At 44.5% G+C, this 12,486-nt stretch carries 7 protein-coding genes; 3 read left to right on the top strand and 4 right to left on the bottom strand.

All coding sequences use genetic code 11. From position 1 onward, the window contains the following. Positions 1-414: 414 nt before the first annotated feature. The 3 genes from KFE26_RS16355 (at position 415) to KFE26_RS16345 (ending at position 3,473) form a co-directional block, all read left to right on the top strand. Positions 415-1,647, top strand: a complete 1,233-nt coding sequence (locus tag KFE26_RS16355; protein WP_249195780.1) for a DUF3560 domain-containing protein — start codon at positions 415-417, stop codon at positions 1,645-1,647. A 597-nt stretch (positions 1,648-2,244) separates the two neighbouring features. Further along, a complete protein-coding gene (locus KFE26_RS16350) occupies positions 2,245-2,556 on the top strand; it encodes a hypothetical protein (protein ID WP_212601053.1) in 312 nt (103 codons plus the stop codon). 557 nt (positions 2,557-3,113) lie between these two features. After that, positions 3,114-3,473: a hypothetical protein gene (locus tag KFE26_RS16345; RefSeq protein WP_006087379.1), complete on the top strand. Its 360-nt coding sequence runs from the start codon at positions 3,114-3,116 to the stop codon at positions 3,471-3,473. A 20-nt stretch (positions 3,474-3,493) separates the two neighbouring features. Here the strand turns inward: KFE26_RS16345 and traI are convergent, their stop codons facing one another. Genes traI through KFE26_RS16325 form a run of 4 tightly spaced genes read right to left on the bottom strand, consistent with a single transcriptional unit; the run spans position 3,494 to position 12,461 of the window. After that, entirely contained in the window at positions 3,494-9,448 is a 5,955-nt protein-coding gene (gene traI / locus KFE26_RS16340; protein ID WP_212601052.1) for a conjugative transfer relaxase/helicase TraI, read from the bottom strand. Between the two features lie 58 nt (positions 9,449-9,506). Beyond that, positions 9,507-9,686, bottom strand: coding sequence for a thyroid hormone receptor interactor 11-like protein (locus KFE26_RS16335; protein WP_041411649.1), 180 nt, complete (start codon positions 9,684-9,686; stop codon positions 9,507-9,509). 13 nt (positions 9,687-9,699) lie between these two features. After that, positions 9,700-11,826, bottom strand: coding sequence for a type IV conjugative transfer system coupling protein TraD (traD, locus tag KFE26_RS16330; RefSeq protein WP_212601051.1), 2,127 nt, complete (start codon positions 11,824-11,826; stop codon positions 9,700-9,702). Then, positions 11,826-12,461, bottom strand: a complete 636-nt coding sequence (locus KFE26_RS16325; RefSeq protein ID WP_212601050.1) for a hypothetical protein — start codon at positions 12,459-12,461, stop codon at positions 11,826-11,828. Before KFE26_RS16325 ends, traD begins: the two co-directional genes overlap by 1 nt. Positions 12,462-12,486 lie beyond the last annotated feature (25 nt).

Genomic DNA, 12,486 nt, shown 5'->3' with positions numbered 1-12,486 from the left:
GTGATCCACTGATGGCAAGCAAGCTTGCCGTGGCTCTACGTTCCTGCTTGCCAATCCCTAACGCAACCACCAAACCGCCAAGCACAGTCCTACTCACTGCGCGGCAAGTGTGGCTAAGCTGGTCGTTCATTTCGGCATCATGGCCGCTCCTGGTGCTATCCCTTTCGTTTACGCTTCCGTCTTATCTGTCGCTCACCACAACCCGCTTGCCAAGGGTTCGCTTCGCCGCTGCGCGCCCTTGTCAATCAGAACGATGGCAAGCGAGCAGGACGTCAGGCGAAAACGAAGATGATAGACCCCAAACGGAGCAAGCAGCCCATGACACACTCAATCACTACCCCAGCAAGCCACACTAAGCCTTTCAGCGAGCAAGCCAGCTTACAAGCGACAAGCAGGCTCTCCAAAGACGATAAATTGAAAGGCTTTAAAGATGGGAAACTACGTAAAAACGCAAAAAGTAAAATTGCAGTGTTGTTGTCAATGGCGACAAAGATCGTACTCAGAACCCAAACAATGGGGATGGATGATTGTTTTAATGATAATGCCCCGCAGATCGTTGATATAAATTTCTTTTGGAGCTGGTACGAGAAGGAATACTCAGAGCTAGAAATTTATGTAACCGTGATTGATGGTGTATTAACTAAAGTGCGTTTTTCTGATTGTCCCTATCATTTTTCTGACGATATCGTTTTGACCTTTGAAGAAGTCAAAGCGAAAAAGCCGCATTTTACCTATGCACAAGTTAAACAGGCATTGTTAGACGGCTATTTATGCCCGTTGTCGAACGATTCCAAAGCCCCTGAGCCAACACCGCCAAACGATGACAACACTCGCAAAGTGGTTAGTTTTGGCGATTATCAAGATCGCCTCGAAAGCAAGCGTGACCGCTTAGAGAGCGCCGCAGGTAAAGCGGCGGCAGACTCAAACAAATTTTATGAGTCGTCTAGAAGCCTTGCTTCTTGTATTCCGTTCGGCCAGCCAATTTTGGTTGGACACCATAGCGAGAAACGCGCGAGACGCCACGCAGACAAGATTTTTAATGATATGGGTAAATCTGTTGCGGCAAGCAAAAAAGCGGGTTATTACGCTGACAGAGCGGCCAGCGTTGGCACTAATGGCATTGCATCGGATGATCCCGAAGCTATCGCCAAACTAAAAGAAAAACTCGCAGGCTTGGAGCGTTCACAAGAAACGATGAAAGCGATCAATAAAGTTATCCGCTCTAAGCATATGACGGACGCCGACAAAATCGAGTACATGACGCAAACGCATAAGCTAACCGAAAAAGAAGCGGAAGAATTACTAAAGGGGGATTTTTGCGGTCGGGTAGGGTTTGCTAGTTACTCAATCGCAAATAACAGCGCGACTATTCGCACCGTAAGGGATCGAATTGAAGATTTGGAAAAGTTACATAATCAAGTTGCATTGAGTGCAAGCGGTGAAATTGAGGGGATTTCTTGGGCGTTATATGAGGAAGATGGACGTATTAAAATAACTTTTGATGATATACCAAGCGAGGCGCTACGGTTAACAATAAAAAAACATGCTTTTAAATGGTCGCGATATTCTAAAGCTTGGGTTCGTAAAATAACACCTAATGCCATTTATAGCGCAAAACAATTGATAGGCAAGTTGGCAGAAAAGTAGCAGCTGTCAAAATGTGAAATCCTTGCTAATTATTAATGGTTAAAGTGGCGGCTCTGCCGTCATCTAATTTACAACTGGTTTTAAATGGAGGAGGTTGAGGCGTTAAAAATTTCAGAGGTCGGCGCGATTGAATGAAATAAGATTAATTTCACCTTGCTATGTGTAGATTTTTTATAATAAATTTTGGTGAGTAAATAAACGGAGAAGTACGGCGGGGATTGTGTTGCCATCAATCAATGTAAAATGCCATTTTTTAGTTGTTTAAAGTTTTGCGATTTTTACGAGGCAGCATTGCACGATTTAACTCACCTAGCAGGATATTAAGATCGTTTTGATAGAAATAAAGGATTTAACTTTCGCTCATGTAATTGCCAATTTTAAAAGCCATTCGCCGAATTAGGAGCAAGTTCTTTTAATGGTTTAGTTAAGTGTTAACGGTAACGTTCAACATGATTCCTATATAGCAAGTTGGCTAGAAATGTTGAAAGGGATAATCGCAGCATCTAAGGCACATCATTATTTAATCGAATTAACGTTATAAATAAAAAGCCATCTAGTTTAATGAGTTCAGTTTAAATAAATAGTAATGGGATTTTTATGTTAGAAACAATAGAAGAAAAAGCCGCAAGAGAAAAGAGGGTGTTAGCGTGGCTTGGGGCTGGGTATGTCTCGCAAGGCGTACTTGCGCTAATCGAAAATTCAAGCAATGAAGAACTGGCAGTATTATTTTACCGTCACGCGTTGGGAGATTGGGGGCTCGTTCCTGATGAGGATAGGCAATCTAATGATCACGCACTTCGAAATAATGAACGGGTAATATCATCCTATTTATTCGCAGGGATTAAGATTTTGATCATCACTGAGGCAGACAGAGCACGAACCACCGCATTATTGCCAAGCGAATATTAAGCCGCCACGCTTGCAGAAAACGCACTCATTGAGTGCGTTTTTTTGGCTTGAAAATCCCCCGATACCTTTGCCGCTTCATACGGCAGCAGCCTAGCAAAAATCGAAAATTCCCAAAAAATCCCCAAAAAATGAAAAGTGCAAAACCCTGGCGAAATAGTGAAGTTGGAACCTTGAGAATAAGACCACACCCCACGCAAGAATTGATAAATCAATTCTTATGGTTGTTTGTGGTGTAAATTATTGAAATTAAATGTTTAAATATCAAAATAGTTTAAATATTTTTTTTTGAAAATTCATTTCGTTTTTACACTAAATCGTATTAAAGGTGTATTAATAAAATAATACAATCGTATTAAAAGCCCTTGTACCAATGGTTTCAGGCGGATTAATACAGTATTAATACCGTGTGTATTATTTAGTATTAAAGTGATGTTTATAAAAGAATTACTTATTAACTCATTTTGTGAGTGTATTAAACTTTAATACACTGGTTAATACAGTTATAATGCAAACCGATACGTTGTTAATACACTTTTAATACATTGGATAATGTCACTATGGCCAGAAGTAAAGTTGTGCAAGTCCCCTGCGATGCAGATCTCTATGCCAAGATTGTTGCTTATCGAGAAGAGAAGGGGTTAGAAAAAGATGCTGCTGCCGCGCGAGATTTGATCTTGTTTGCTCTGCGTATTCTTGAGCATAAAGATGATGCCGAGGGGTTATCTACTCGCGAACTGTTAGAGGTGATTTTGACCTATACAGTTAAGGCACAACACACTAGCAGTTTGGTCTATTACCAGACATACAATGCGGCTCCTGTAGATATACAGAATGCAGGTATTAAGCATAAGGACACTATGAGAAAGGCAGAGGAAAAAGTTGAGCAGATTTTAGCGGGCGAAAATAAAGAGGACTAAGTGTCCTCTTTATATATTCATTACATGGTCTTTTCCCCAATATCCAATTTAGGATTGTCGATGTTGGGGGAGTATTCTTTCGTCGTTGAACGGTGGCTATCCATTGCTAAATGTTGATAGTGTTCATCGTGCTTTATTTTATTCGTCGTTACGTTAGTGCTGTCATCTTTCATCGTGATATTTTTTGTGCCTGCAATATCATGACTCAATGATTGAATGGCTTTAGATAGGGTATTATCTTTTGTCGTGATGCTATAGATCGCTTCGTTGACTAATTGCTTTGTCGTTTCGACTTTGTTTAAGCCGTCAGGTATCAGGCTGGGTTCAATAATAACCGCATGTATATTTTCCTTGCTGAATTTTTCGGTAAGGTCATTAGCCAGTTTTGCAGTGTCTTGTGAATTATCAAGTACCACTATCACGTTTTCGCGCAATTCATTTGTATTGAATGTTTTGGTGTCATTATTATTGTTAAGCGCAATAACGTCAGCCCCGTTTTTATTATCAGCATTTATCTTAAGCGCGTTCTCTACACCGACAGCGACAATGCTATAGTCTAAATTATTGCCTTTGTTGATCGTCGTGCTGTTCCCCGATTTGGAGCCGAGTATGCGCTTATTTATTTTAAGCGCTGCAATGTCACCGCTGGATTTATCAAGGTAAGCAATTTCTACTGCCTTGGTCTCATCTTTATCATTGGTGATGTTCGCAATTAATGCGGGGAAGGTTCCACGTTTTTCTGACGAATAAACGGCATCGTGAAAACGTAAGTTTTCATGCTGCTTAACGTCGATGCCTTGCTTGTTTAAATACGTCTGTGCGAGCGAGTTTTCTATAGGTTTTGCTTCGTTAAAGTATTGCTTCGCGCGCGCTTCTAATTGGCTTTGCTTAACCGGAATGGCATGTGTTAATTCATCATGCTGTGGGTTTTTTACCAGATTATATTTATCGGGTTCGTTCATCATTTTATCGGCTTTATAAAGTGCATCCTTATAACTGCATTTTTCAGCGACCATAATCAGGTTAATTAGGGTGCCTTTATCGCCGGTTTTCCAGTCTTTAAAATAGCCACGATATTGGCCCGTTGTGGTCAATGTTAGGCTCCCCTCTTTGCCAAATGTCAGGTTATCTTTGTCTGATTTATCGCGGTTCGGCTCACCTAAAAGCTGCGTTGCCAGCGATTCACTGTAGGCCGGAAGCTTGGCATTTAGCTCAGTGGCCATCCGTTTTAGATCCACATATCCATTCACATCGAGGTACTTTGGGTTTTCCTGCGGCAAGGGTTTGTCATTAAATAGCGGGGTATGTTCAGGGTAATACTTATCTCTTGTCTCAAGTGCAGAGACTTTATTGGGATCGTTATTGACCCATGAGAGCATCATTTTTTGCGGGTTATCGGTGATGATTTTTACGTGCTTACTGGCACGGGTGATATCGATATACGCGCGCCTTACGTTAGTTAATGCACCTTGGCCCTTAATCGCAGTAATGACATTCTCATAGGTTGCCCCTTGCGCCATATCGGCGGTGCGGGTGTATGCATAATCCCAATGAGCATCTTTCAACTCTTTGGTTGAGAGCGTTAATGTGTGGTTATCCGTGGATTTGAGCTGCATTTGTTTATCGTCAATGCGGCTAACGGTATAGGTTTTGTTGCCCTGCATTTCACGGTCAATATCGCTTTTGCGGAGCATGATACTGTCGCCTTCTGCGAGAGGTTGCTCACTCTTAGCCCAAAGGTTCGTGAATTTGTGGCCATGATTTTTGGGGAAGAAATGCTTTTCCTCGCCGGTTTTCATATCCGCGAGGGTGAGCATGTTATTGAGCTTATCGACCTTCATAATTTCAAAATAACTGTCTTTACTGGTCGTTAGGATTAACCCCTGCTGATAGGGCAACATGGTCGCCAATTCCGCCTTACTGGCATGAACACCGCGTAATCTCGGTACGGTGAATTGTTCGGTACTGAGGCTTTTTTGTTGCTGTAACCCTTGGCGGATTTCGTGGGTAATGTCGTCGCGTTCCTTGTTGGTGTACGCAATGATAAGGGTATTTTCACGCGCTTTAGGTGTTCTGGCCAAGTATTCCAGTGCCACCGTGGCGGGCAGGGCTTCGGTCGCCAGTTGCTGGTTTTTCTTCGGGTTATCGGTTATCGACTGCAAAGTCGAAATGATATTCAAACTTTGATTGATGTTAGCGGTAGCCTGCTTTTCGGGCGTTACCGCGTCGTTCGCGGTGGGCGCGATGTATTGGTCAAAGGGTAATTGTTGCTGAATTTTATCAATAGCGCTTTCGCCTTGGCGATCGACAATATTGTGTACTGCACTCAGTAGCGTGCTGTTCTGTTGGCGCACAATGTCTTTCATGGTGACGCTATTGATTGCGCCTTTGTTTAACGCGAGTTCAAAAGGTTTACCCGCTTCTTGGGACGTTAACTGTTTAGTGTCACCCAAGAACACGGCGCGCGCGCCTGTTGTCTCAATCAAATGGGTAAATTTATCCATTTGGGCGTTACTGGTCATCGAGGATTCATCGAGCAAGAACACGGTGTTAGCGTATTGGTCTGGTTTCGCATCTTGGCTTAAAAAGTTGCTTAGGAGTGATTGCACAGTTTGGCTTTCGACGTTCTTGTCTTTGAGTTCGTTAACGGCGGCGTGTGTCGGCGCTAGACCTATGAATTGTGTCGGTGTCTTATTGGGTTGTGAGTTGAGAATGGATTCGCTTTGTTTAACAAGATCGATACCCGTTTCAAGCATGGTCGATTTACCCGTACCCGCTAACCCTTGAACACCTACAAATCGGTCTTTGGTGGTGGTGATAAGCAAGGTCGCGTCTTTTTGGCCATCGGTCAGGTTTTGATTTTGACTGAGTACCTGCGCGGCGTGTTCAACGCTGGTAAGGGGCGCAAGTTGATCTTTGCCCGCTTGTAGTCTGTCTAAAATACGCACTTCGGTATCGATGGCGGCTTGGGTGGTCCAGCGGGTGCCGTCGTGGTATTCGGCGCTCAGGAGTGAGGGCGCGCCTTTATCCGTGCTGTTCGTGGCCATGTGTTGCAGGGTGTTGATGATTTCATGTTGGGTAATGCTGGTGCCTTTTTCCTCAAAGGCGTACTTGATCGCATTAACAATCAGTTCTTTTTGTGAGTAACCGGCTTCTTTCTCGCTAATGTGCTGGATGGCAAAATCCACGGCATTGTGAATAAGCCCTTTGTCTTGATGCTGGGCACCAATGGCATTCAGTGCTGCGGTCACATCTTGGGTGAGCAGGGCCGTAGTTTGGCTATTCACGAACTTTTCTGGCATATCAGCGGCTTGCATGATGCGCGAAATACTGGATGGTTTCACTTCACTTTTTTCTAATCGGTCATCAAATTGTTGTGCCTTGTCGGTGAATATATCAATGTGTTTGATGCCTTGTGTCAGCGTGTCATGTAACCACTCTTTTGAGGCGCTATAGGCTTTAATATTGACGATGTGGTGACTTGCATTAGGGCTGGCATTGCTTGGCGTGGTGGCGTAACCATGATTGAGCGGCGCATGGTGCAATGCACTGGCTTTAACGCTGTGTTGTTTGCCGCTTTCGTCTTTGAGCGTGACCCATTCTTTGGACAGGGCGTTGATCGTATAAATTTGTTTGCTCAAACCACTGTCTTGATGGTTTGTGGCCATGATGAGTTTGTCGCCGTTGGCGATATGTAAATTGTCCGGTTTAGCGATCGCGTACTCTGCGGCTTTAAAGGCTTTGCTGCTGGGGTTAATCTCGGACGCTTTACCGTTTTTGTCTATCAGCGTGAGGGTGTTGTTATCGCGGTTTACACTGTCCACCGTCAATTGCTGCTGTTGATTGCGGCCACCGACTTTTTGCCATTGGGTGAGTACCATGCCCTTGGTGTACTGGCCGACGACTTCCCGTTGCTGCGCGGATAAGAACACGGGATTAAGGGTAGGGATGTTGAGCCCAAGGCGCGATACGTCACCTTGATTTTGCAGTTCTGCGCGGATCGCGCTGTTAAGCTGCTTCACGTCTTTATGGGTGCCCGCAATGACTTGGGTGTGTTGCTTCTCGGGCAGTTGCGCGTAAGTTTTTGCAATCAGGTTAACCCTGTCACTGTCTTTGCTTTCATGCAGTCGCATGGCTGTGTTGCTTTGTTTGGTGGCGACCCAGTTGCTTTCGTTTACGTTGCCTTTTTTAAGTACCTCGATAGCGTTACCGGCTTTCATGCCTTGCTTGGCATTGGCGTGATTGAGCAAAATCACTTTACTGTTACCCGCTTTGGCTTGCGCGAGCAGGGCATTAAAGTCGTTAAGGCCGAGTTTATTGGCGTTCTCAACCACTAAAATATCGCGGTTAGTGTTGTTGGCCGTTTTAGTAAAGCTGCTGAGTGTATGGGTGTGGTCAGGTTTGAAGTGGTTCATTATCCACTTGCCAATAGTCGATGAATCCCGTTGTACCCGTTCACTGGTGTGCAGTTTGCTTTTCATGTCAGGGGTAATGATGTGAATACGTTTACCGTTGGCTTCACCGACATTGAGCAGGGCTGTGGCGAGTTGTTCGCTACTGCCAAAGACGTTCACTAGGTTAACTTGTTTTGTGCTGGCGAACAGTTCAGAGACTTTCTTTTGGTTGTCCGCATTTAAGCCTTTGCCTTGAAGCGTGTTGGTATCGACCACTTGGCGCATGTTGGCCGTTTTGGGCTTGATGCTCTCTAGCAGGTTGGTTTCTGCTTTGATGTGGGCGGCGCTGGTAAAGGTTGCAGACTCTTTATCAAGTGGAATGAGTGCGCCATCTTCAATGTGCTTATCGAGTGCCAATTTAATATCGAGCGCATCGAGCTTCTGGCCTTGCGTAAATTCAAGCGTGGCTGATTCCACTAATTTCGCGTAATTAAAACGGTTTTGGGTGTTACTGGCGTGCTCAATCGCGCGACTCACCGCATCGATAGCGGCGGGTTTGAGCGCTAACGCATTGAGTGATGTTTCTCGTGACATGCTGTTTGTTACAAAGCCTGTCAGGTTAAAGCCGCTGTTATTGGCTTTGTTTTTCCATTGCTCAAACAAGGTGGCTTCGCTGGTATAGGCTTTGCTCTTGCGGGTATCCTTTGCGGCCACGTCCCGCGCGGCTTGTGAGTCTAAACCTAAGCTTTGGGTTTGTTCGTTGATTTGCTGGCTACGGGTTGAAAATGTATCGAGTAAGGACTGCGGGACACCTTCCACTTCAAACAAATTATTACCCAGTGAACGAGTTTGATAACCCGCTTGTTCAACACTGCGGGCTAAGGCGCTTTGATAGAGCGAGGTATAGTATTTTTGATGGTTATAAACCCGCTCACCTGTGCCATTGATGATGCCGCCTTTTTGTTTAAAGCTACTTGCCAGAGCGCGCAATGTGCCCTCGCTGTCCTTGGTCATGTTGGCGGTGAGTGAGTGGGTGTGCAGCTGCGGATCTTCTTCACGGCTGGTTTTGTGGCGCACCATCGCAAACAGCAAATTTCCCGTGTTTTCAAAAGAGGTCGCTTTGGTATCAGGGTTGGTTTGTCTGGCCTGCGCCGCATCTTTCTCGATATGCGATAACGCGAATTTTACCGCGTCATCGTGCGCTGTCATTAAGCGTTTATCGCCGCCCACGAGTGCAAGTAAACTGACCGATTTAGGCGCCGAAAAGGTAAAGTCAAAACCGTTGCGGGCGTTGCTGTTTTGGGTTTTAAGCGTTTGGTCGTTCAGGCTACCGGCTAACACCTCTTTGAGTTGATGTTCTTCAACGGGCTTACCTAGCATTCCCTCTTGCTCTGCCAGTTTGCCAAACCATTGGGTATTGGGCTCGGCGCTCTGCTCTTTCAAGTAATAGTTGGTTTCCCCTTCTTTGGCGTCCGCTGCTTTTTCTAACGACACGTCAGGCAAATTGAGGTTCTTTTCTTCACTGAGGTAGTAGCTGGCCGCGCCGCCAGCGCTCGACGCAATGGGACTGATGGAAAGCATAATGATATTCCTTTAGAGGGACCTCGCGCGGGGCACGAGGTGAACTAATCCGGTAGGTTTATTCTGAGTCGAGTTGGGCTTTGATTTCGTCAGACGTGAAGCCCAGCGCTTTGAGTTCCTTGATGGCTTCAATTCGACGCATGACGTTCATCCGTTCATTGTCATTTTTAGAGGCTTTACGTGAGGGCTTTTTCGCCGACAATTCGGGCACTCGTACTGTGGTGTTGAATGAGGTCATCGTTTTAGCTCCTTTAGTCGAGCGATATTTCTTCATGTACTGAGGCTATTTGTTGCTCTTCAAGTCGCTGTGCATCCTCAATGTGCTGGTCATTGGCCTTTTGTTTTTCAGCGGCTTTTTTCTTCTCTGCATCTTTGAGCGCTAACTCTGTCGGTTTGGCCTTTTTCGCATCGATGAGGCTTTGGGCGACCGCATCGGTTTTTTCAGCAAGTTTGGTCATGCGCTGCGCTTCCGCGCTGCGTTCATCATTGTTTTCATCCCCTTCATACATGGTGTCATGAATGCTTTGGAGCTTGGTTTTATCGGCCTTATCGAGATGTTGTGCCGCGCTGAATTGGTGATAGTTAAGGCTTATCTCTAATTTCTTCACTTTCTCAGATGGTGTGTAATCCCGCTTAATAAACGGGGCGCACAGTGAGCGCATTTGGTTAAAGACTAAATCCACTCTTACCACGGGATAATTGCCAGGCGTGCGCAGCCAAAATTGTAAATCTTCAAGCTGCATGATTTCAGAGGGCGTGACCACAGGGCGGGTAATTGTTTGATGGCCCAGTGATACGCCATCCCTGATTTCATTAGCGCCGTAGCTGTATTGCTCTTTAGAGACATCGACTTCTTGCTCACCTAAATCGTGAGACGAGATTTTGGCCATTTCGTTAGAGGGTGAGCGGAAAAATAGCCGAGTGTTGAGCAAGTCGAACATTTCAAGCGCCGCATTTTCGCCATAGACTTTTTTAAGCTGCGCAAAAGACTGAATACCTATGACATAACAGCCGCCGAACTTGCGCACTTCTGCGATTGTTTCGGCAAGTTCAGGTAACTTGTGCAAGCTTGGTGCTTCATCCATCAACACCCAAATTCTGCGGTCCGGATCTTCGTCTTGTTCTAAAATGGCGGTCGAGGCAATGGATAGCCACATTGAGATCAGTGGCCGCAATGAAGCATGTTGCTGTGCGTTACTGGACAGAAATAGAAAGCCTCTTTCGGCATCGTTTTTCACCCACTCACGAATAGAAAATTTGCGGCGAAGAAGTTTTCCCTGTTCGTCCTTTTCATCCAGTCCGGCAAGGAATCGTAATGATTTGATGTAGGCCGCGAGGACCGATTTAATCGATATCGCCGTTTTTTGGATTTTATCTGATACCAGTGAGGCCGATTCGGTCCCTTTTAAGTATTCACTTAAGGACTCAAGTTCGCTGGTCAGCATGAGTTCAAGCAGTCGTTCAGTGGTTTGGTTCTTTTTAGGTTCATCTTGCATCTTAAATGCAGTAGATGAAAAAATGGTACGTGCTGATTGCACCCAAAATGGATCGCCCTCGCCGTGTTGGGGAATGAGCGCGCTCGCCATGTTCTCAAAATCTGAGGGTTCATGTGCATCACACCACACATCCCAATAGGCACAGCGTTCATCAAACGGGTTTAGTAGTACGTCCGTTGCCGGATTATAAAATTTACTGACAAAGGTACAGCCTTTGTCATAGATAATGGCTTTGTCGCCCCGTTCACGTATCCACGTTAAAAACTTACGCAGCGCCACGGACTTTCCTGCGCCCGTGGTGCCATCAAGTAACAAGTGTTGTACTTCAAAGCGTTCTTTGAAAATACCGATACCATCGAGCTTGAAATCGGACTGGCGCTTGTCCTTTTTAAGCTGTTTTGCTAATTCCTTCGGCGTGGCTTTTTGCATCCCCCGAATAAAGTGTTCCTCGGTTTGCTCATCGCCTTTTTTCTTGAAATACCACATGGCCACTGACAGGAAAACGATGCCAATCACACAGCTAATAAGGAGGTAAATTTGTGTCCATAACCAAAAGCGGCTGTTGGCCGCAATCAGTATCGGGTTTTCTAATTGAGACCCTAACGTACTGGTATAGACAGTGCCTTGCCATTCAGTCTGCATAACATGACTTTCTGGTCTAAACACGCTAACCGTTTGGTTTATCCAATAATAATAAGCGCCCGTTAAGGTGTCTTTATCAAGGAAGAGATAGCATAGCAGCGCTGTTAAGATGAGCACGCCAAAACACGTCCAGCGGACAAGCACGGCGTTAATCTGCAGAAACATCCGCAAATTGTGAAATAAAATCTGGCCACCACGGGTGTAGTTACTGCCTTTAGTACGTTTGGGGTTTAAGGTCATTAGTGAGGCTCCTTATCTAAGAGATTTTCAATAAAGGAGTTAAGTTCTTCATCATGGCGGATGTAGTCATTTAGCGCTTTGTTGTTAGTATCTTGTAAGTTTTGTTTACTTATGCTTTGAACTTTAGCTATAAATGGCTTAATAGTAATATCCTGAATTTGTAATTTCCCAGAGTTGATGTTGTTAATTAGCTTGTCACAAGCAATAATTTTTTTATCTTGCAATTCAAATTTATTTTTTAAATACGGTGGCATAATTTGCTGCGCAAAATTTTCAGATTTTGATTTAACCAAATCACTTTCGTAAAAGTTTTTTAGTAAATCATTTCGTAAATTTAAATTTTCGATAGTTTCTCCAGCAAAAATCTTGCTGCAATTATCTGGATACAGTTTACAAATGAAATCTATAAAATCTTGAGTGAAGTCATAGTTGTAGTTTATTTGGCCGCTTTTGAGCATACTTGCGATGCTAGTATAGTAATCTGCTAAGTCTTCTTGCTTTTGTTGACCTGTTTTGTACTTGTAGGTGTTAATAATACCTACAAGAAAATCTTTTTCTTGTAGCGATAGCGGTGCTGCTTGAGATACTGAACTTAATAAGCAAATTAATAATAGGCATGTTTTTATGATATTCATTAGGTTATCTCTTTTTGATTGAAGG

The sequence above is a fragment of the Shewanella sp. M16 genome (assembly GCF_018224605.1).
Classification (GTDB): domain Bacteria; phylum Pseudomonadota; class Gammaproteobacteria; order Enterobacterales; family Shewanellaceae; genus Shewanella; species Shewanella oncorhynchi.
This window is presented reverse-complemented; position numbering and strand designations above follow the sequence as displayed.